Raw genomic sequence first — 20426 nt, 5'->3', positions numbered from 1 at the left:
TAATGATTGATAAAACCGCCTTTATTCACCCAAGCTCTGTTGTCGAAGACGGTGCCGTTATTGGTGCTGGTGTTCGAATCGGTCCTTTCTGTTATGTCGGTTCTCAAGTTGAGATCGGCGAAGGCACCGAGCTTAAATCACACGTTGTGGTCAATGGCGTGACCAAAATTGGTCGCGACAACCGCATTTTTCAGTTCGTCACCATTGGTGAGATTAACCAAGACCTGAAATATGCGGGAGAGCCAACACGTGTTGAAGTTGGCGATCGCAACAGCATTCGTGAGAGCGTGACCATACACCGTGGTACCGTTCAGGGCGGTGGATTAACAAAAGTGGGTAACGATAACCTGTTGATGGTTAACGCGCATATTGCCCACGATTGCGTTATCGGTAATCGCGTTATTCTGGCGAATAATGCGACGCTGGGCGGCCATGTCGAGATTGATGATCACGCCATCATTGGTGGTATGACTGCAATTCATCAGTTCTGCGTCATTGGTGCTCACGTGATGGTTGGCGGCTGTTCTGGCGTTGCTCAGGACGTTCCACCTTTCGTGATTGCTCAGGGAAACCACGCCACGCCATTTGGTATTAATATCGAAGGCCTGAAGCGTCGTGGTTTTGATAAATCTTCATTGCATGCTATCCGTAATGCCTACAAGTTATTGTATCGCAGCGGGAAAACGCTGGAAGAAGCGCAACCTGAAATCGCCGAAATTGCAGCAGAGTTCCCGGCGGTTAAACCGTTCAGCGACTTCTTCGCGCGCTCTACGCGCGGTATCATTCGCTGAGGGGCTAACCCTCTGGTAAACCTGTAATTTGGCAAATAAGCGGTAAAAAATGCAAAAGCCTGTTCTGACTATTGGCCTGGTGGCCGGTGAAACATCCGGCGATATTCTTGGTGCTGGTTTAATTCGAGCCCTGAGAAAACGCCATCCTGATGCTCGCTTCGTGGGAGTTGCTGGCCCACTGATGCAGGCCGAAGGGTGTGAAGCCTGGTACGAAATGGAAGAATTGGCTGTCATGGGCGTGGTGGAAGTTCTCGAACGTCTGCCACGCCTGTTGAAAATCCGCAAAGACCTGACTCAGCGCTTTAGCGAGTTGCAGCCCGATGTCTTCGTGGGCATTGACGCGCCTGACTTCAATATCACGCTTGAAGGTCGCCTCAAGCAGCGCGGTATCCGCACTATTCACTATGTCAGCCCTTCAGTCTGGGCTTGGCGTCAAAAACGCGTTTTCAAAATAGGTAAAGCCACCGACATGGTGCTGGCTTTCCTGCCTTTTGAAAAAGCGTTTTACGATAAATTCAACGTTCCTTGCCGGTTTATCGGCCATACCATGGCTGATTCCATGCCGCTGCATCCGGACAAACCGGCGGCGCGCGCGCGGCTGGGCATTCCCGAAGGCGTTCATTGTCTGGCTTTGCTGCCGGGCAGTCGCCATGCGGAAGTCGAAATGCTGAGTGCCGATTTCCTGAAAACCGCACTCCAGCTGCGACAGACTTACCCTGATTTGCACATCGTGGTTCCCTTGGTCAATGCCAAGCGCCGTGAGCAGTTCGAACGCATCAAGGCGGAGATTGCCCCTGACTTGCCGGCTCACCTGCTCGACGGTCAGGCGCGAGACGCGATGATCGCCAGCGACGCGGCATTGCTGGCCTCCGGCACGGCGGCGCTCGAATGCATGCTGGCGAAATGCCCGATGGTGGTTGGCTATCGCATGAAATCTTTCACATTCTGGCTAGCCGAGCGTCTGGTTAAAACGCCTTATGTCTCTTTGCCAAACCTGCTGGCAGGGCGCGAAATCGTCAAAGAGCTGCTGCAAACCGAATGTGTGCCGGAAAAGCTTTCAGCCGCGCTGCTGCCTTTACTGGCTGGCGGAGCAGAGAGCCATCAGTTGCAGGAAACCTTCCTCACGCTGCATGAAAGCATTCGTTGGGATGCCGACGAACAGGCCGCACAGGCGGTGATGGAGTTGGCAAATCGATGAGTGATATCTTCGTTTATCCTCAGGCGCTGTGTATCGCCGGGGTTGATGAGGTAGGGCGCGGGCCTTTGGTGGGCGCCGTGGTCACTGCCGCCGTGATTCTGGATCCTGCCAAGCCGATCCTCGGGCTGGCGGACTCCAAAAAACTCACTGAAAAACGCCGCGAAGCTCTTTATATTGAGATCAAAGAGAAAGCCTTGTCGTGGAGTCTTGGCCGCGCTGAGCCTGACGAAATTGACCAGTTAAACATTCTGCATGCCACCATGCTGGCGATGCAGCGCGCGGTGGCCGGGCTGCATATCACGCCCGACATGGTGTTGATTGACGGTAATCGCTGCCCCAAATTGCCTATGGCTTCTCAAGCCGTGGTGAAGGGTGACAGCAAAGTGGCAGAAATCAGCGCCGCGTCAATCTTAGCTAAAGTGACCCGTGACCGTGAGATGGTTGAGCTAGACCTTCAGTTCCCTGATTACGGCTTTGCCAAACACAAAGGCTACCCAACGCCGGTGCATCTCGAAAGCCTGGCCAAGCTGGGTGCCACGCCGCACCATAGGCGCAGCTTCGCACCCGTCAGGCGGGCGCTGGGGCAGTAAGTCTGTAAGCGTTTTAGTCAGTTTGTCATTCCGACAAGCGTTCATTCAATCTTCATCTCTGGACTCTGGATATGGCCGAACCTCGTTTTATTCATCTTCGAACTCACAGTGACTACTCCATGGTGGATGGATTAGCCAAGGTGGGGCCGTTGGTGAAGTGCGCGGCGTCCCTCGGCATGCCAGCCTTAGCCATTACCGATTTCACCAACCTTTGCGGACTGGTGAAGTTCTACGGCTCGGCGCACGGTGCCGGTATTAAGCCGATCATCGGGGCCGACTTTAACGTTCAGAGTGAAATTCTGGGTGACGAACTGGCACAGCTCACCGTGCTGGCCATGAATAATCAGGGCTATCAGAACCTGACCCTGCTCATCTCCCGCGCTTATCAGCGTGGCTACGGTGCCGCTGGCCCAATCATTGACCGCGACTGGCTGGCCGAGCTGAATGAAGGGCTGATTTTGCTCTCCGGCGCGAAAATGGGCGACGTGGGCAAGTTCCTGATGCGTGGCAACCAGCTTCAGGTCGAGCAATGTCTGGAGTTCTACCAGCAATACTTCCCTGACCGTTACTACCTTGAGCTGATCCGCACCGGCCGCGCCGAAGAGGAGAACTACCTCCACGCCGCCGTCGCGCTGGCGACTGAGCGCGATTTGCCGGTGGTTGCCACCAATGATGTGCGTTTTCTGGTGCAGGGCGACTTCGATGCCCATGAAATCCGCGTGGCTATCCACGACGGTTTCACCCTCGATGACCCAAAACGCCCGCGCAACTACACCCCGCAGCAGTACATGCGCAGCGAAGATGAGATGTGCGAGCTGTTCGAGGATATCCCCGAAGCCCTGCTCAACACGGTGGAAATCGCCAAACGCTGTAACGTGACCATTCGCCTTGGCGAATACTTCCTGCCGCAATTCCCGACCGGTGACATGACCACCGAAGACTTCCTGGTCGCCAAATCGAAGGAAGGCCTTGAGGAGCGTCTGGAGTTTTTATTCCCCGATCCTGAAGTAAGAGCAGAGAAGCGCCCGGAATATGACGAGCGTCTCGACGTAGAACTTCGGGTTATCAACCAGATGGGCTTCCCCGGTTACTTCTTGATCGTAATGGAATTTATCCAATGGTCGAAAGATAACGACGTGCCGGTAGGGCCGGGGCGTGGCTCCGGTGCTGGCTCGCTGGTCGCCTACGCTTTGAAAATTACCGATCTGGATCCGCTGGAGTTCGACCTGCTGTTCGAACGCTTCTTGAACCCAGAGCGTGTCTCCATGCCCGACTTCGACGTCGACTTCTGCATGGAAAAACGCGACTTGGTTATCGACCACGTGGCCGAAATGTATGGCCGAGAAGCGGTTTCGCAGATCATCACCTTCGGTACAATGGCGGCCAAAGCGGTTATCCGCGACGTGGGCCGCGTGCTCGGCCACCCTTATGGGTTCGTCGATCGTATCTCCAAACTGGTACCACCCGATCCGGGCATGACGCTCGAAAAAGCCTTTGCTGCTGAACCCCAGCTGCCAGAAATTTATGAAGCAGATGAAGAGGTTAAAGCGCTGATCGACATGGCGCGTAAGCTCGAAGGTGTCACCCGTAACGCCGGTAAACATGCTGGGGGCGTGGTGATCGCGCCGACCAAAATTACTGATTTTGCGCCATTGTACTGCGACGCCGAGGGTAACCATCCGGTCACCCAATTCGACAAAAACGACGTCGAATATGCCGGTCTGGTGAAGTTCGACTTCCTCGGCCTGCGTACGCTGACCATCATTGACTGGGCGTTGGGCATGATTAACGCCCGCCGCGCGAAATCCGGACTTGAGCCAATCGACATCGCTGCCATCCCGCTCGAAGATAAGAAAAGCTTCGACATGTTGCAGCGCTCTGAAACCACGGCGGTATTCCAGCTCGAATCCCGTGGTATGAAAGATTTGATTAAACGCCTGAAGCCCGACTGCTTCGAAGATATGATCGCACTGGTGGCTCTGTTCCGTCCGGGGCCGTTGCAGTCAGGCATGGTAGATAACTTCATCGACCGTAAACACGGCCGTGAAGAGCTCTCTTACCCCGACATTCAATGGCAGCACGAGTCTCTGAAGCCCGTGCTGGAGCCGACCTACGGCATCATCCTGTACCAAGAACAGGTGATGCAGATTGCACAGGTGCTGGCGGGATACTCGCTGGGCGGCGCGGACATGCTGCGTCGCGCAATGGGTAAAAAGAACCCGGTCGAAATGGCCAAGCAGCGCGGCGGTTTTGAAGACGGTGCAAAAGCTCGTGGCGTTGATGGCGAATTGGCGGTTAAAATCTTCGATCTGGTAGAGAAATTTGCCGGATATGGCTTTAACAAGTCTCACTCCGCTGCTTACGCGCTGGTTTCCTATCAGACCTTATGGCTGAAGGCACACTATCCGGCTGAGTTTATGGCGGCGGTAATGACTGCCGATATGGATAACACCGAGAAGGTCGTTGGTCTGGTTGACGAATGCTGGCGCATGGGGTTAAAAATCCTGCCGCCAGACATCAACAGCGGCCTGTACCATTTCCACGTAAATGACGAAGGTGAGATCGTTTACGGCATTGGCGCGATAAAAGGCGTGGGCGAAGGCCCAATCGAAGCCATTATCGAAGCGCGAAACGAGGGCGGCTACTTCAAAGAGCTGTTTGACCTCTGCGCCCGCGCCGATGTGAAAAAGCTCAATAAACGCATTCTTGAAAAGCTGATCATGTCCGGTGCCTTTGACCGTCTCGGCCCGCACCGCGCCGCGTTGATGAGCTCTTTGGGCGATGCATTAAAGGCCGCCGATCAGCACGCGAAAGCCGAGGCTATCGGGCAGGTGGACATGTTCGGCGTACTGGCCGAGGCCCCTGAACAGGTCGAAAAGTCTTATGCCAACGTCACACCGTGGCCAGAACAGACGGTGCTGGACGGCGAACGCGAAACGCTCGGGCTGTACCTCACCGGTCACCCGATAACGCAATATCTGAAAGAGATTGAGCGTTACGGCGGCGGCCAGCGCCTAAAAGATATGCACCCGACCGACCGGGGCAAAATGACTATCGCAGTGGGCTTGGTTATCGCTGCGAGGGTAATGGTTACCAAACGGGGAAACCGTATTGGTATCTGTACGTTGGACGACCGTTCCGGGCGTCTGGAAGTAATGTTGTTCACCGAAGCGTTAGAAAAATTCCAGCATTTATTGGAAAAAGACCGTATCCTTATCGCCACTGGACAGGTCAGCTTTGATGACTTCAGCGGCGGGCTTAAAATGATGGCCCGCGACGTTATGGACATCAGTGAAGCACGTGAAAAATATGCTCGTGGTCTTGCTATCTCGCTGACTGACAGGCAAATTGATGACCAGCTTTTAAACCGTCTCCGCCAATCGTTGGAACCTCACCGATCGGGGACGATACCAGTACATCTGTACTACCAACGAGAAAATGCGCGTGCCCGGCTACGATTCGGTGCAACGTGGCGTGTAACGCCGACCGATAAACTGTTGCTGGATCTGCGAACGCTTGTAGGTACCGAGCAGGTGGAACTGGAATTTGACTAAAATAGGAATGCTATGAGTCTGAATTTTCTGGATTTTGAACAGCCGATTGCGGAGCTGGAAGCGAAAATTGACTCGCTGACTGCAGTCAGCCGTCAAGACGAAAAATTGGATATTAATCTGGACGAAGAAGTTGAGCGCCTGCGTGAAAAAAGCGTTGAACTGACTCGCAAGATTTTCTCTGATCTGGGTGCCTGGCAGATTGCCCAACTGGCGCGCCACCCGCGTCGCCCTTACACCTTGGATTACATCAAACATATCTTCACCGATTTTGATGAACTGGCCGGTGACCGCGCTTATGCTGACGATAAAGCTATCGTTGGTGGTATCGCGCGTTTAGGCGAGCGTCCTGTGATGATCATTGGTCATCAAAAAGGTCGTGAAACCAAAGAAAAATCCGCCGTAACTTCGGTATGCCAGCACCAGAAGGCTATCGCAAAGCATTACGTCTGATGGAAATGGCCGAGCGCTTCAAGCTGCCGATCATCACCTTCATCGACACCCCGGGTGCTTACCCTGGCGTGGGCGCGGAAGAGCGTGGTCAGTCCGAAGCTATCGCCCGTAACCTGCGCGAAATGTCCCGTCTGAACGTGCCGGTTATCTGTACCGTTATTGGTGAAGGCGGCTCCGGTGGTGCATTGGCCATCGGCGTTGGCGACAAAGTTAACATGCTGCAATACAGCACCTATTCAGTGATTTCACCGGAAGGCTGTGCGTCTATCCTGTGGAAAAGCGCCGATAAAGCGCCACTGGCTGCGGAAGCAATGGGTATCATTGCGCCACGCCTGAAAGAGCTGAAGCTGATTGACTCTGTTATCCCTGAACCTCTGGGCGGCGCGCATCGCGACGTTCCTGCTATGGCCGCGTCTCTGCGTGCCCAGTTGGAAGCTGACCTGAGCGATCTGGATGTTCTGAATAATGAAGAACTGCGCAACCGTCGCTACCAGCGTCTGATGACTTACGGTTACTGCTAAGTCATACAGCTCAATTCGTTTTCAAAGGCCGTGCTTGCACGGCCTTTTTCGTTTCTGCCATCCAGCCACTGCCGCCGCGAACGCCATCATTCTGATTTTTCATTTCTTATTCGCGAAAAGGTACACATGCGAAGTTAACCATGTTTCTATAATTATCTGAGATATAAAAACCAGAAGGATTTGTCAGATGAATATTATCGCCATCCTGCGCCCCGAGGGCGTCTATTACAAAGATGAGCCGATCCGCGAATTGGATCTCGCCCTGACGAACCTGGGCTTCAAAATCATTTATCCACGGGATCCGAGCGATCTCCTCAAGCTGATCGAGCACAATGCACGGATCTGCGGCGCGATTTTCGATTGGGATCAGCATAGCGAAGAGCTCTGCTTAGAAATCAACGAATTAAATGAATATCTGCCGCTGTACGGCTTCATCAATACCCACTCGTCGCTCGACGTCACCGTCAACGACATGCGCATGGTGATCTATTTCTTCGAATATGCCCTGAACGCCGCCGAGGACATTGCCCATCGCATTCGCCAATACACTGATGAATACATTGATGCCATCACGCCGCCGCTGACCAAGGCGCTGTTTCGCTATGTAGAAGAGGGGAAATACACCTTCTGTACGCCGGGCCACATGGCCGGGACGGCATTTCTGAAAAGCCCGGTTGGTACGCTGTTTTATGATTTCTTTGGGGCGAAAACCCTGAAGGCAGACGTTTCCATCTCAGTGACTGAGCTAGGCTCGCTGCTCGACCACACCGGCCCGCACCTTGAGGCAGAAGAGTACATTGCCCGCACCTTTGGCTCGGAGCAGAGCTACATCGTGACCAACGGCACCTCGACGGCGAATAAAATTGTCGGCATGTACGCCGCCCCGGCGGGAAGCACCGTGCTGATTGACCGCAACTGCCATAAGTCATTGGCCCATCTGATGATGATGACCAACGTGATCCCGATTTATCTACGGCCAAATCGCAATGCCTATGGGATTTTGGGCGGCATTCCGCAGCGCGAGTTCACGCGGGAGAACATTGAGCAGAAGGTGGCTGTTACCCAGAACGCCACGTGGCCGGTTCACGCGGTGATCACCAACTCGACCTACGACGGCCTGCTTTACAATACTGATTATATTAAGAAAACCTTGGATGTACCTTCCATTCACTTCGACTCAGCATGGGTGCCTTACACTAATTTTCATCCGATTTACGAAGGCAAAAGCGGCATGAGCGGCGAGCGCATCGCGGGGAAAGTTATCTATGAAACCCAGTCAACTCACAAACTCTTGGCGGCGTTTTCTCAGGCTTCAATGATCCACATTAAAGGCGATTATGACGAAAACACCTTTAATGAAGCCTACATGATGCACACCACTACCTCGCCGAATTACGGCATTGTGGCCTCGGCAGAAACCGCCGCCGCCATGCTGCGCGGTAATCCGGGGCGGCGATTGATCAACCGTTCGGTGGAAAGGGCGCTGCATTTCCGCAAAGAGATCCAACGCCTGCGTGAAGAAACCGAGGGCTGGTTCTACGATATTTGGCAGCCTGAAGAGATTGATGAGGCCGAGTGTTGGCCGCTCAATCCAGACCAGAACTGGCACGGCTTCGCCAATGCCGACAGTGACCACATGTATCTCGATCCGATTAAGGTCACAATCCTGACGCCGGGAATGGATGAGCAGGGGCAGTTAGCCGAAGAGGGCATCCCGGCCGCGCTGGTGGCGAAGTTCCTCGACGAGCGCGGCGTGGTGGTAGAGAAGACCGGCCCTTATAATCTGCTATTCCTGTTCAGCATCGGCATCGACAAAACCAAGGCGATGAGCCTGATGCGCGGGCTGACCGACTTCAAGCGCTCTTACGATCTCAACCTGCGGGTGAAGAATATGCTGCCGGATCTCTATGCTGAAGATCCGGATTTTTACCGCCACATGCGCATTCAGGATCTGGCGCAGGGCATTCACAAGCTGATTCGCCACCACGATCTGCCGAGTTTAATGATCAAAGCCTTTGATGTGTTGCCGGAGATGATGCTGACGCCGTATGAGATGTTCCAGCATCAGGTGCGTGGCCATATTGAAGAGTGCGAAATTGATGATTTGATCGGTAGAGTTTCGGCCAATATGATCTTGCCTTATCCGCCGGGTGTTCCGGTGGTGATGCCCGGCGAGATGATCACGCAGGAGAGCCGCGCGGTGCTGGATTTCCTGATCATGCTCTGCTCGATTGGCGAACATTATCCGGGCTTCGAAACCGACATTCACGGCGCGAAACTGACGGAAGATGGCCGCTATCTGGTGAAAGTGCTTAAGCTTCCGGCGCAATAATCGTTTTGGCTAGCCCTCGCGTGAGGGCTTTTATTGACGAAGCCGGGCAGCCTGAGTAACGTGCATCCAAAATTTTACAGGACCGTTTTATGCTTAACTTACGCCAGATCCACCACATTGCGATCATCGCTTCCGACTACGCGCGCAGTAAAGCTTTCTATTGCGACGTTTTGGGCTTCAGCCTGATGTCCGAGGTATATCGTGAAGAGCGCGACTCATGGAAAGCGGATTTGGCGCTCAATGGCAATTACACCATTGAGCTATTTAGCTTCCCGAATCCGCCTGCGCGCGGCAGCCGCCCAGAGTCGTGCGGGTTGCGCCATTTAGCCTTCGCGGTGGATGACATTGAGCTGGCGATCGCCGAGCTTAATCGCGCCGGGGTAGAGTGTGAGCCGGTGCGCGTCGACCCTTACACCGACAAGCGTTTCACCTTCTTCGCCGACCCGGACGATTTACCACTGGAGCTGTACGAACTCAGTTGAGCACGCTTATGAACTCTCCCGCGCCAAACCCAGTTCTCGCCGAGCTAATCAAGCATATCGGCAGCGAGCGCAAGCTCTGCGTCGCTTTTAGCGGCGGGCTGGACTCATCGGTACTGCTGGCCGCGCTGGTAACACTGCGCGACAGCCAGTGGCCGGAACTGTCGCTGCGGGCGATCCATGTTCATCACGGATTGAGCCAGTTTGCTGATAGCTGGGTTAGCCACTGTCAGACGTTTTGCCAGCAGCAGGGCGTGCCGTTGGAGGTCATTCGGGTCAAGGTGGATAGCCAGCAAGATGGCATAGAAGCCGCGGCTCGCAAGGCGCGCTATCAGGCTTTCGCCAACAGCCTTGCTAGGGATGAATGCCTGCTGACGGCCCAGCATCTTAATGACCAGTGCGAAACCTTTATACTGGCATTAAAGCGCGGCAGCGGGCCTGCGGGGCTGTCATCCATGGCGGTGGACGGGGTTCGTCAGCACTACCGGTTGTTGCGCCCCTTGCTCTCACTTTCACGCGATCAGCTTGAAGAATTTGCCTCAGCGGCCCAACTCAGTTGGATCGAAGATGACAGCAACCGCGATGCGCGATTCGACCGCAACTTCCTGCGGCTGGACGTGCTTCCCGCGCTGTATCAGCGTTGGCCGCATTTCCCCGATGCCGTAGCGCGAAGCGCTGCGCTCTGCGCCGAGCAAGAGTCACTGCTGGATGAGCTGCTGGCCGAGTCATTGCAGGCTTTGCAGAGCAGCGACGGCGGTTTGCAGATTGAGCCGATACAGGCGATGTCCTCTCCGCGCCGTCAGGCTCTGTTACGCCGCTGGCTGGCACAGCAGGGGGCGAAAATGCCTTCACGGGAGCAGCTCCAGCGTATTTGGGATGAAGTGGCAATGTGCCGCGACGACGCCGAGCCGCAGTTCAGGCTTAATACCCTGAGTATCAGGCGTTTTCGCCAGCGGCTCTACTTGCTGCCGGCCAAGCTGCCTTCACTGTGTGAGGTGGTTGTGCCTTGGGATATCGCCAACAAGCTAATTCTGCCCGAGGGGCTTGGCAGTTTAACTGTCGAACGGCTTGCTGACTCTTCGCAACAAGGCTTACGGCTGCCCGCGTCTGACGAAGTGGTAACAATTCGTTTTACGGCGCAGGGGAGGGTGGAAAAAGTGGGGCGGCAGCACGGGCGTAGCTTGAAGAAGCTGTGGCCAGAGCTTGGCGTTGCGCCGTGGGAACGCGAGCGCACGCCGCTGATGTTCTACAATGAGCAGTTGGTGGCAGCGCCGGGCCTGTTTATCACCCAACAGGGCGTAGCAGAGCAGGGCCAGCCGCACTACCAGATGGTATGGCACAGAGGCGTTGCAGACGGCTGAAATACAAACGGGCAATCCGAAGATTGCCCGTTAAGCGTTTAACTAAATAATAGTAAACGTTATTCGATGCTAACAGTCACAGTGCCGATTTTTGGATGGCTGAAGCTTTCGATATAATCGAGACGTAAATCGCGTTGCTCACCGGCCACGTCGATAATCAGATATTCTACTTTTTTACGCATCAACAGATCGCGAGCTTTACCTTCAATAGTCTCTCCGCTACGCAACTTCAACGTCAAAACGAGGCTTTCCTGGCAGGCGATCTCGAGATTATCGTAATCATCGCAATTGATGGCTTGGTACTCATCATTCATCGACATAATCGCTCACCAATAAGTTAGCGGCGGCATAGGCCGCCTGTTCCCGGATAGAAGACGGCAGTTCGGCATTCGCCGCGACATCGTCCAATGCTTTCAACACACAGCCCAACGCATCGGGCACATAGCCAAGATCACCACTGGCAATCTCAGCATATTTACGCCGTATAGACTCACAGTACTCTTGCATAGGTCCTCCTTCAAAAGCGTATCCCGCTGGGGTAGTAACCCTAATGAAAGCCCAGAAAGATAAACTCTCAGTATTAAACGACTATAGCACAGGAGAATGCCAGTTATTAACGAGCAGATAGAGGTTTCTCTACACCCGAGACAGAGTTAATCCAGCGTTAAACTGGCTGCTAAGGCCCGCTTTACAGTACACTGTGCGTCTAATATCAAGAGGTTTTCCATGGCATTAAAAGCGACGATCTACAAAGCGGCGATTAACATTGCAGATATGGACCGCAATTTCTTCTACGATGCCAACCTGACATTGGCTCAGCATCCCTCCGAAACAGAACAACGCATGATGCTGCGCCTGCTGGCATGGATTTGCCACGCCGATGAGCGTTTGAGCTTTACCCGTGGCCTGAGCGCCGAAGATGAGCCGGAAATCTGGCGTAAGAACGATCACAATGGCATTGAGCTATGGGTTGAACTTGGCCTGCCAGATGAGAAACGCCTGAAGAAAGGGTGTAACCAGTCGCGTGAGGTGGTGCTCTATGTTTATAGCGAACGCGCGGCAAAAGTTTGGTGGTCGGCGATTGAAAGTAAAATCAGCGGTTTCGGCAATTTAAGCGTGCGCTTCATTGATGACGAACTGTTAGCCAAGCTCACCGCCTTTGCCAATCGCAACATGAACTTGCAAGCCACGTTGCAGGACGGAACTATTTGGCTTTCTGATGCTCAGAATAATTTGGAAATACAATTTTCTGAATGGAAAACGCCCGCAGAGTAGGATGTAAGGTAGCAGACGTGCAAATTCTTTCCGGAAAGCTTGAACTCCCAGACAGTGAAATAGAATTAACCGCCATCCGCGCTCAAGGTGCGGGTGGGCAAAACGTCAATAAGACGTCGACCGCCATTCACTTACGCTTTGATATTAAAGCCTCAAGTTTGCCTGATTATTACAAACAGCGGCTTCTGGCATTTAATCACCACTTAATTACCGCAGAGGGCGTGGTGGTGATTAAAGCGCAGGAGTATCGCAGTCAGGAGATGAATCGCGAAGCCGCGTTAGCTCGTCTCAATAGCCTGATTTCACAGGCGATGGTGGTTGAAAAGATTAGAAAAGCGACGAAACCCACCAGAGGGTCTAAAATTCGTCGTGTAGAAGGAAAAGTTAAAAAAGGCGCAACCAAAGCATTGCGTGGAAAGATTCGGCAGCCGTAATCGGCTCAACTGTGGAATGGGTCCTTTTGCCACAGTGACATGGGATGTAAAGGGAGATAAGGGTGAAGAAATTAATTATTGGCGCAGTGCTGGCGCTGGGTTCGTTATCATTGTTTGGCTGCCATACGCTGGCCAGCAACCACGAACAGCCTTTTGAGGCAATGCAGCAGAGCTTCAGCGGCGTAGTGCCTTGCGCTGATTGCAGCGGGATTAAAACCTCCCTGTTCCTGCAACAGGATGGGACATACATTTTACAGGAAACCTACCAAGGCGCGCGCGACGGCGATTTGGCCACGGCCAGCTACGGTAAGTGGGCGCGTACCGCCGACAAACTGGTGCTGACTGACGGCAAAGGGGAGAAACGCTACTTCCGTCCGCAAGGTGAAAATCTGGAAATGCTGGATATTCACGGCGAGCCGATTGTCTCGCAGTTTAATTATCAGCTGACCCCGACCAAGCAAGACATGCCGAAAACGCCAATGGCGCTAACCGGTATGGTGCAGTTCAGCGAAGATATCGCCACCTTTAGCGATTGTGCGACTGGCAAGGTTTTCCCCGTTTCCAATAACAAAGCTTTCGAGCAGGGCTATCTTGCGGCGCACAAAAAGCCGAACGAGCTGGTGTTTGTTTCAATGGACGGTCACTTCATCGTTGAGCCATCCAGTGAGCAGGGCGTGATGCAGAAGTCCGTCGTGGCTGATAACAAAGTTAAATTCGACGCCAGCAAAGGCTGTCCGTAATTTCACTGCTCAGTTCTCACGGCTAAATGCCTGTTAGACGCAAAGCATAAAAAAACGCCCGTTTTAGACGGGCGTTTTTATTGCTGCTAATGGCTCAAATAGCGTGGATTAACGCGCGATTTGGCTCAGCAGGTGCTCGACGATGTCGCTTTGCTTAATCATCAGCTTCTCACCGGTACGGCGATTTTTGTATTCCAGCTCTTCCGCGTCCAGATTACGGTCGCCGATAACCACCTGATAAGGCACGCCAATCAGCTCCATATCAGCAAACATCACGCCCGGACGCTCTTTACGGTCATCCAGAATCACATCAATGCCTTTGGCACGCAGCGTGTCGTACAGGGTTTCTGCGGCTTCTTTCACGCGGAAAGATTTCTGCATGTTCATTGGCAAGATGGCGACTTGGAAAGGTGCGATGGCGTCTGGCCAGATGATCCCGCGATCGTCGTGGTTCTGCTCGATAGCAGCCGCCACCACGCGAGTCACCCCAATACCGTAACAACCCATGGTCATCACTTGGTTGCGGCCATCTTCGCCCTGCACGGTGGCATTCATCGCCTGAGAATACTTGGTGCCGAGTTGGAAGATGTGACCCACTTCGATACCGCGTTTAATCAGCAGAGTACCTTTGCCGTCTGGGCTGATATCGCCTTCAACCACGTTACGGATATCCGCAACCTGTGGCAGCGGAAAATCGCGATCCCAGTTGATGCCGAACAGGTGTTGACCGTCGATGTTAGCGCCAGCGCTGAAGTCGCTCATCACGGCAACGGTGCGGTCTACCACGATTGGCATTGGCAGATTAACCGGGCCTAAAGAACCTGGACCTGCATTGACTACTGCGCGGATCTCAGCTTCGGTGGCGAAAGTCAGTGGCGAAGCAACCTGTGGCAGCTTCTCGGCTTTCACTTCATTCAGCTCATGGTCGCCGCGAACCAGCAGCGCAACCAGCTTGTGGCCGCTCTCTTCAGTAGCGTGAACCATCAGCGTTTTAACGGTTTTCTCAACCGGTACTTGGAATTGCTCAACCAGCTCGGCGATGGTTTTGGCGTTTGGCGTAGCAACCTGACGCATCTCTTCGGTTGCCGCTGCGCGCGGAGTCGCCGGAGCCACGGCTTCTGCCAGCTCAATGTTAGCCGCGAAGTCAGAGTCAGTTGAGAAGATGATGTCATCTTCGCCGCTTGAGGCCAGAACTTGGAACTCGTGAGACGCGCTCCCGCCAATTGACCCGGTATCAGCCTGCACAGCGCGGAAATCCAGACCCATACGACTGAAGATTTTGCTGTAAGCGGCATACATCGCGTCGTAGGTTTCCTGCAAGGATTCCTGCGTGGTGTGGAAGGAGTAAGCATCCTTCATGATGAATTCGCGCGAACGCATCACGCCAAAGCGCGGACGAACTTCGTCACGGAATTTGGTCTGAATTTGGAAGAAGTTCAGTGGCAGCTGCTTATAAGAGCTGAGCTCGTTACGGATCAAGTCAGTAATGACTTCTTCATGCGTTGGGCCGAGCACAAATGAGCGATCGCCGCGATCGACGAAACGCAGCAACTCAGGGCCGTACTGCTCCCAGCGACCACTCTCCTGCCACAAGTCTGCGGGCTGAACCACCGGCATTGATACTTCGATGGCGTGTGCGTTGTTCATCTCTTCACGCACGATATTTTCAACTTTACGCAGGACACGCAGACCGGTCGGCAACCAGGTGTATAAACCTGAAGCCAATTTGCGGATCATCCCGGCGCGCAGCATCAGCTGGTGGCTGATCACTTCGGCGTCGGCTGGCGTCTCTTTTAGTGTGGAGAGCAGATATTGAGTTGTACGCATGTTGTGTTGATTCCGTTAGCACTGCTAATTGCAATCGAGCTGCCAGTGGGCAGCCAAAACGTGAAAAAGTGGTTTAGTTTACCAGCGACTGCGGGTTGTCAAAAGAGAAGGGATGGAAATTTAGTTTTTGTCCAAAGACAAGACGTGGTTCACATCGTCAATCACCCGCCAGCGGACGTTAAATTCCAGCAGATGGACGGCGTAATCTCGTTCATCTTCCTCACCTTTACGGTAAGCAGGGCGGGGATCCTGACCTAAAACCTGCGTGATAAAACGGCGCAGGTGAGGGTACTTGGCACCATTAACCAGCAGCTGCTGCTCTGCGCTGGCAGAGAAGGTTACCGGCATAGTGGCAACCGGCGCTGACTGGGCGAAGCCAGCCCGTGCCTCAGGATGGCTCTCGGCGAAAGGCAGATAAGGTTTGATGTCGACAATAGGCGTGCCGTCGACCAAGTCCAGACTGCCTAGCTCTAGCACCACATGTTGCCCCTGACAGCGGATGCCTTTCAGTTCAACCAGCGACATGCCCAAAGGGTTAGGTCGAAAGGTTGAGCGAGTCGCAAACACGCCGACTCGCGCATTGCCGCCCAAACGAGGCGGTCGCACCGTCGGGCGCCAGCCGCCTTCCATCGTTTGGTGGAAAATGAACATCACCCAAATATGGCTAAAATCTTCCAGCCCTCTTACCGCTTCGGCCTGATTGTAAGGAGGCAGCAAGTGCAGTTCTCCGCCGCCGTCTTCAATCAAACCGGGCTGACGCGGGACTGCGAATTTCTCTTTATAGGGAGAGTGAATGGTCCCTATTTGGGCGAACGAAAATGATGTCATTTAAAGGTAACGTTAAGCGCCGAACCCTGACAAATAGCTTGCTGGTGGCAACCTGGAACGCCAGTCACAATCTCGCACTGGTGCAGCAATACGGCATTGGCTTTCATATAAGACGCGCGAGTAAGCATGCGCTTACGGGCTGTGGCTAAGCTCGGCGGTGAATCCTGAGTATCGGCCTGACATGATTCGCCAGAGACTTCGCCCAGATCGCGGAACGGTGTGCCTACCAAAGCTTCAGCATCTTTATAGAGTTTCACCGGTGCAGGGCGAACTGGCGCTGGTTTTGGTTTTACAGGTTTTGGTTCTACCGGAGTTGGCTTTTCAGGCGTGGGTGGCAGCGGTTTGTGAGTCGCAGAACAACCAGCTAGCAAGAGAGCTAACAAACAGAGAGGTAAAGCACGCATGGTATATCCTCTGCTTTGTACTATGTTGTTGGGAATAATGTGGCGTTATTGAAGCAAGGTATGAGGAAAATAACAAGGCGAGCATATGCCCGCCTTGTTATTTATTTAGCAAGAGTTTGCCTCATCAGGGGCAATTTATCGTCTGATGAAACTTACCAACCCTTAACTGCGCCACCGTTGAAGATTTTATTCGCTGCGGCGTTAACTTCGTCAGACTGGTAAGCCTGAACAAATTTCTTAACGTTCTCAGCGTCTTTGTTGTCTTCGCGAGAAACGATCAGGTTAACGTATGGAGACTCTTTGTCTTCTACGAAGATACCGTCTTTCTCAGGCGTCAGACCAATTTGGCTGGCGTAAGTGGTGTTGATCACTGCCAGAGCAATTTTGTCATCATCCAGTGAACGTGGCAGTTGTGGTGCTTCCAGCTCAACCAGTTTCAGGTTTTTCGGGTTCTCAGTCACATCAAGAACGGTTGGCAGCAGGCCCACGCCGTCTTTCAGTTTGATCAAACCTTCTTTCTGCAACAGCAACAGGGAACGGCCAAGGTTAGTTGGGTCGTTCGGCAGAGCAATCTGGTCGCCCGCTTTCAGCTCAGAGATAGATTTGATTTTCTTAGAGTAACCAGCGATTGGGTACACGAAGGTGTTGCCGACTGGCACCAGTTTGTAGCCGCGATCTTTGATTTGCTGATCCAGATAAGGCTTGTGCTGGAAGGCGTTAACGTCGATGTCGCCTTTGCTCAGTGCTTCGTTCGGCAGAACGTAGTCATTGAAGGTCACCAGTTCAACGTCCAGACCATATTTCTCTTTAGCCACTTTCTGTGCAACTTCAGCTACTTGCTGCTCAGAACCCACGATCACGCCCACTTTGATATGGTTTGGATCTTGTTCTTTCGGCCCGCATCCTACCAGAGCCAGCGTTCCCAAAAGCGCGCCGACAACTGCAATCGATTTGAATTTTGTAGACATATCCTTTCCTCTATAAGGGAGATAAATTATTCGCAATGTTTTTTAGGTAGAACCGTGCTGCTTTACTTGTGGGTTACCGCTTTCACAATGCGGTCGCCACAAAACTGAATCAGATAAACCAATACGACTAACAAAATCAATACGGTATTCATTACGGTGGCATCATATCCGATGTAACCATACTGATAACCAATCTGACCTAAACCGCCAGCACCTACTGCGCCACCCATGGCGGAATAACCAACCAGCGTGATGAGCGTGATAGTCGCGGCGTTGACCAAGCCCGGCAGTGCCTCAGGCAGCAGGACTTTGCGGATAATTTGCATCGGCGTTGCACCCATGGCGCGAGCCGCTTCAACCAGACCGCTAGGAATTTCCAACAGTGCGTTCTCAACCATACGCGCGATGAATGGCGCGGCGCCCACGGTTAAAGGCACGATGGCTGCCTGAAGGCCGATTGATGTCCCAACAATCATCCGCGTGAATGGAATCATCCACACTAAGAGAATAATGAAAGGAATCGAGCGGAAAATATTCACCACCGCCGACATCACGCGGTAGACCTTCTTATTCTCAGCGATTTGCCCCGGACGAGTGACATACAGCAGCACCCCGAACGGTAAGCCAAGTACAAAACCAAAGAAGCCAGAGGTCAGCGTCATCACAACGGTTTCCCAAATGCCTCGGCCCATTAACCACATCATTGCCTCAGACATAACCGAGCACCTCTACTTTCACTTGATTCTGCTGCAAGAACTCAATCGCAGCCTGCGTACTCGCTTCTTCACCGTGCATTTCGGTCAGCATGATGCCGAACTTAACGCCACCGGCGTAATCCATCTGAGCACTAATAATATTGTTGTTAATGTTGAAGCGGCGAACCACCTCAGATAACAGCGGAGCATCTACCGACTGGCCGGTAAATTCCAGACGCAATAAAGGAACCAGATCGGCAGCTGGCTGAGCAACCAGACGATCGGCGTAGTCATCGGGAATATCGAGATGCAGCGTTGACTGAATAAACTGCTGCGCCAGCGGCGTCTTCGGATGAGAGAACATCTCGCTAACTTTATCTTGCTCAATAAGCTGGCCATTGCTGATAACCGCCACCTGATCACAGATGCGCTTCACCACGTCCATTTCATGGGTGATCAAAAGAATGGTCAGGCCCAGACGACGGTTGATGTCTTTCAGCAGTTCTAAAATCGAACGAGTGGTTGCCGGGTCAAGGGCGCTGGTGGCTTCATCGCACAGCAGCACCTTCGGATTGCTGGCTAAAGCACGGGCGATAGCCACACGCTGTTTTTGGCCGCCAGACAGGTTGGCCGGGTAAGCATCATGCTTATCTTCCAAGCCGACTAATTTCAGCAATTCGCTAACGCGCTTTTGGATCTCGCCAGAGGAGAGGTTATCCAGCTCCAACGGCAAAGCCACGTTGCCGAAGACAGTACGAGAAGAGAGCAGGTTAAAGTGCTGAAAAATCATGCCAATCTGCCGGCGAGCGCGAGTCAGCGCTTTCTCAGAGAATGCCATCAGATCTTGGCCATCGACGATAACCTGACCCTTAGTTGGGCGTTCCAGCAAATTAACACAGCGGATTAGGGTGCTTTTCCCTGCACCAGAAGCTCCAATCACGCCGTAAATCTGCCCAGCAGGAACGTGAAGATTCACGTCCGACAGCGCGACGATTGAACGCGTGCCTTGCTGGAACACCTTGGTGATATTAGAAAGTTTAATCATATTCTTCTTATTCTATCTTTTGTGCCGTGACTTTAATGAGTAACTCTCTGGTTAAACCAGAAGTATGCGGTGGATGCTAAGGCGTCTAGACGTCTAAGTCAACCAGCGGAGCACTCTCACTGTGGGCTAAAACATGCGATACTGCACCTATATATGTTGTTATCAGGAGCAAACACGTGGCACAGACAGTCCCAGCAATTTTTTTAGACCGTGATGGCACAATTAATGTCGATCATGGTTACGTTCATGAAATAGACCAATTCCAATTTATAGACGGTGTTATCGAAGCCTGCCTGCAATTAAAGGAAATGGGGTTTGCTCTGGTGCTGGTAACCAATCAGTCTGGTATTGCCCGTGGCAAATTCACCGAAGCTCAGTTTATGACGCTGACCGAGTGGATGGATTGGTCCCTCGCCGATCGCGGCGTGGATTTGGACGGCATCTATTTCTGCCCTCATCACCCTGAGGGTTCAGTAAAAGAGTTCGCTCAAGTTTGTGATTGCCGCAAGCCGATGCCGGGCATGTTCCTGACCGCCAAAGACGAGTTAAACATCGATATGGCTGCTTCTTATATAGTAGGAGACAAAATCGAAGATCTTCAGGCCGGTATTGCCGCAGGCGTTGGGCACAAAATCCTGGTGAGAAGCGGCAAACCTGTCACTGCCGAAGGTGAGAATTTGGCGGATGCAGTGCTCGATACCCTTGCAGAGCTGCCTGTTTTCATCAAAAAAGCTCAGAAATAAGGCTTTGTGAATAAAAAAACGGCAAGCAGAATAAAAGTGATTTTATTTGCTTGCCATTCCATCCCAACTCCCTATAATGCCGCTCCATCGACAGGGAACAACGTGAACAACATCACGAAGTGAACGAGTCGGAAAGATTAAAAACAGCGGCAACCGAGTGAAATAAACGGTTGACACTGAAAGAGGAAAGT

General features: G+C 52.9%; 19 protein-coding genes and 1 pseudogene. 12 read left to right on the top strand and 8 right to left on the bottom strand.

Annotated features, from left to right (window positions below; translation table 11 throughout):
• Positions 1–2: 2 nt before the first annotated feature.
• From lpxA to tilS, 8 genes and pseudogenes are all read left to right on the top strand, one after another.
• Complete coding sequence (gene lpxA, locus GEAM_RS14510) at positions 3–791, top strand: acyl-ACP--UDP-N-acetylglucosamine O-acyltransferase (protein WP_034792778.1); 789 nt, start codon at positions 3–5, stop codon at positions 789–791.
• Between the two features lie 49 nt (positions 792–840).
• The gene (gene lpxB / locus GEAM_RS14505) at positions 841–1989 is read left to right on the top strand and encodes a lipid-A-disaccharide synthase (protein WP_034792776.1); all 1149 of its coding nucleotides are present in this window, start codon (positions 841–843) and stop codon (positions 1987–1989) included.
• Positions 1986–2579 carry a ribonuclease HII gene (rnhB, locus tag GEAM_RS14500; protein WP_034792774.1) on the top strand — a complete coding sequence of 198 codons (594 nt, stop codon included), beginning with the start codon at positions 1986–1988 and terminating at the stop codon, positions 2577–2579. The genes lpxB and rnhB overlap by 4 nt, the downstream gene beginning before the upstream one ends.
• A 71-nt stretch (positions 2580–2650) precedes the next feature.
• Positions 2651–6133 carry a DNA polymerase III subunit alpha gene (dnaE, locus tag GEAM_RS14495; protein ID WP_034792773.1) on the top strand — a complete coding sequence of 1161 codons (3483 nt, stop codon included), beginning with the start codon at positions 2651–2653 and terminating at the stop codon, positions 6131–6133.
• Between the two features lie 12 nt (positions 6134–6145).
• Positions 6146–7104 (top strand): annotated as a pseudogene (gene accA / locus GEAM_RS23155) (acetyl-CoA carboxylase carboxyl transferase subunit alpha).
• 187 nt (positions 7105–7291) lie between these two features.
• Complete coding sequence (locus GEAM_RS14485) at positions 7292–9436, top strand: lysine decarboxylase LdcC (protein ID WP_034792771.1); 2145 nt, start codon at positions 7292–7294, stop codon at positions 9434–9436.
• Positions 9437–9525: 89 nt separating this feature from the next.
• The gene (locus tag GEAM_RS14480) at positions 9526–9918 is read left to right on the top strand and encodes a VOC family protein (RefSeq protein WP_034792770.1); all 393 of its coding nucleotides are present in this window, start codon (positions 9526–9528) and stop codon (positions 9916–9918) included.
• Between the two features lie 8 nt (positions 9919–9926).
• On the top strand, positions 9927–11276 hold the full coding sequence (gene tilS, locus GEAM_RS14475) for a tRNA lysidine(34) synthetase TilS (RefSeq protein WP_034792767.1): 1350 nt from the start codon (positions 9927–9929) through the stop codon (positions 11274–11276).
• Between the two features lie 59 nt (positions 11277–11335).
• On the opposite strand, the gene rof is transcribed toward tilS, so the two are convergent.
• Positions 11336–11596 carry a Rho-binding antiterminator gene (gene rof, locus GEAM_RS14470; RefSeq protein WP_034792766.1) on the bottom strand — a complete coding sequence of 87 codons (261 nt, stop codon included), beginning with the start codon at positions 11594–11596 and terminating at the stop codon, positions 11336–11338.
• Complete coding sequence (locus GEAM_RS14465) at positions 11583–11783, bottom strand: YaeP family protein (protein ID WP_034792765.1); 201 nt, start codon at positions 11781–11783, stop codon at positions 11583–11585. The genes rof and GEAM_RS14465 overlap by 14 nt, the downstream gene beginning before the upstream one ends.
• Before the next feature lie 219 nt (positions 11784–12002).
• On the opposite strand from GEAM_RS14465, the gene GEAM_RS14460 reads away from it, so the two are divergent.
• From GEAM_RS14460 to nlpE, 3 genes are all read left to right on the top strand, one after another.
• Positions 12003–12551 carry a YaeQ family protein gene (locus GEAM_RS14460; RefSeq protein ID WP_034792764.1) on the top strand — a complete coding sequence of 183 codons (549 nt, stop codon included), beginning with the start codon at positions 12003–12005 and terminating at the stop codon, positions 12549–12551.
• A gap of 17 nt (positions 12552–12568) precedes the next feature.
• Positions 12569–12985, top strand: a complete 417-nt coding sequence (arfB, locus tag GEAM_RS14455) for an alternative ribosome rescue aminoacyl-tRNA hydrolase ArfB (RefSeq protein ID WP_034792763.1) — start codon at positions 12569–12571, stop codon at positions 12983–12985.
• Positions 12986–13047: 62 nt separating this feature from the next.
• Entirely contained in the window at positions 13048–13725 is a 678-nt protein-coding gene (gene nlpE / locus GEAM_RS14450) for an envelope stress response activation lipoprotein NlpE (RefSeq protein ID WP_034792762.1), read from the top strand.
• 108 nt (positions 13726–13833) lie between these two features.
• On the opposite strand, the gene proS is transcribed toward nlpE, so the two are convergent.
• From proS to metN, 6 genes are all read right to left on the bottom strand, one after another.
• Positions 13834–15552: a proline--tRNA ligase gene (gene proS / locus GEAM_RS14445; RefSeq protein ID WP_034792761.1), complete on the bottom strand. Its 1719-nt coding sequence runs from the start codon at positions 15550–15552 to the stop codon at positions 13834–13836.
• A gap of 120 nt (positions 15553–15672) precedes the next feature.
• Positions 15673–16380 (bottom strand): tRNA (N6-threonylcarbamoyladenosine(37)-N6)-methyltransferase TrmO, encoded by a 708-nt coding sequence (gene tsaA, locus GEAM_RS14440; RefSeq protein ID WP_034792760.1) that lies wholly within the window; start codon positions 16378–16380, stop codon positions 15673–15675.
• The gene (gene rcsF, locus GEAM_RS14435) at positions 16377–16784 is read right to left on the bottom strand and encodes an Rcs stress response system protein RcsF (protein ID WP_034792758.1); all 408 of its coding nucleotides are present in this window, start codon (positions 16782–16784) and stop codon (positions 16377–16379) included. The genes tsaA and rcsF overlap by 4 nt, the downstream gene beginning before the upstream one ends.
• A gap of 152 nt (positions 16785–16936) precedes the next feature.
• Positions 16937–17752 (bottom strand): MetQ/NlpA family lipoprotein, encoded by an 816-nt coding sequence (locus GEAM_RS14430; RefSeq protein ID WP_034792756.1) that lies wholly within the window; start codon positions 17750–17752, stop codon positions 16937–16939.
• Between the two features lie 62 nt (positions 17753–17814).
• Entirely contained in the window at positions 17815–18468 is a 654-nt protein-coding gene (locus tag GEAM_RS14425; protein WP_034792754.1) for a methionine ABC transporter permease MetI, read from the bottom strand.
• Positions 18461–19492 carry a methionine ABC transporter ATP-binding protein MetN gene (gene metN / locus GEAM_RS14420; RefSeq protein WP_034792752.1) on the bottom strand — a complete coding sequence of 344 codons (1032 nt, stop codon included), beginning with the start codon at positions 19490–19492 and terminating at the stop codon, positions 18461–18463. Before metN ends, GEAM_RS14425 begins: the two co-directional genes overlap by 8 nt.
• A gap of 176 nt (positions 19493–19668) precedes the next feature.
• Here metN and gmhB point away from each other — a divergent pair, with 176 nt between their 5' ends.
• A complete protein-coding gene (gene gmhB / locus GEAM_RS14415; protein WP_034792750.1) occupies positions 19669–20235 on the top strand; it encodes a D-glycero-beta-D-manno-heptose 1,7-bisphosphate 7-phosphatase in 567 nt (188 codons plus the stop codon).
• The last annotated feature ends 191 nt before the right edge of the window (positions 20236–20426 follow it).

This window comes from Ewingella americana ATCC 33852, assembly GCF_000735345.1.
Classification (GTDB): Bacteria; Pseudomonadota; Gammaproteobacteria; order Enterobacterales; family Enterobacteriaceae; genus Ewingella; species Ewingella americana.
Note: the sequence above shows the minus strand (reverse complement) of the source record. Positions and strands in the feature narration are given on the sequence as shown.

Bases quoted from the DNA above. Each gene is read 5' to 3' on its own strand.
- GEAM_RS14465 (WP_034792765.1), bottom strand. From the start codon at position 11,783: ATGCAAGAGTACTGTGAGTCTATACGGCGTAAATATGCTGAGATTGCC.
- GEAM_RS14430 (WP_034792756.1), bottom strand. From the start codon at position 17,752: ATGTCTACAAAATTCAAATCGATTGCAGTTGTCGGCGCGCTTTTGGGA.
- GEAM_RS14485 (WP_034792771.1), top strand. From the start codon at position 7,292: ATGAATATTATCGCCATCCTGCGCCCCGAGGGCGTCTATTACAAAGAT.
- GEAM_RS14480 (WP_034792770.1), top strand. From the start codon at position 9,526: ATGCTTAACTTACGCCAGATCCACCACATTGCGATCATCGCTTCCGAC.
- tsaA (WP_034792760.1), bottom strand. From the start codon at position 16,380: ATGACATCATTTTCGTTCGCCCAAATAGGGACCATTCACTCTCCCTAT.
- metN (WP_034792752.1), bottom strand. From the start codon at position 19,492: ATGATTAAACTTTCTAATATCACCAAGGTGTTCCAGCAAGGCACGCGT.
- GEAM_RS14425 (WP_034792754.1), bottom strand. From the start codon at position 18,468: ATGTCTGAGGCAATGATGTGGTTAATGGGCCGAGGCATTTGGGAAACC.
- lpxB (WP_034792776.1), top strand. From the start codon at position 841: ATGCAAAAGCCTGTTCTGACTATTGGCCTGGTGGCCGGTGAAACATCC.
- lpxA (WP_034792778.1), top strand. From the start codon at position 3: ATGATTGATAAAACCGCCTTTATTCACCCAAGCTCTGTTGTCGAAGAC.
- dnaE (WP_034792773.1), top strand. From the start codon at position 2,651: ATGGCCGAACCTCGTTTTATTCATCTTCGAACTCACAGTGACTACTCC.
- rcsF (WP_034792758.1), bottom strand. From the start codon at position 16,784: ATGCGTGCTTTACCTCTCTGTTTGTTAGCTCTCTTGCTAGCTGGTTGT.
- tilS (WP_034792767.1), top strand. From the start codon at position 9,927: ATGAACTCTCCCGCGCCAAACCCAGTTCTCGCCGAGCTAATCAAGCAT.
- GEAM_RS14460 (WP_034792764.1), top strand. From the start codon at position 12,003: ATGGCATTAAAAGCGACGATCTACAAAGCGGCGATTAACATTGCAGAT.
- rof (WP_034792766.1), bottom strand. From the start codon at position 11,596: ATGTCGATGAATGATGAGTACCAAGCCATCAATTGCGATGATTACGAT.
- rnhB (WP_034792774.1), top strand. From the start codon at position 1,986: ATGAGTGATATCTTCGTTTATCCTCAGGCGCTGTGTATCGCCGGGGTT.
- proS (WP_034792761.1), bottom strand. From the start codon at position 15,552: ATGCGTACAACTCAATATCTGCTCTCCACACTAAAAGAGACGCCAGCC.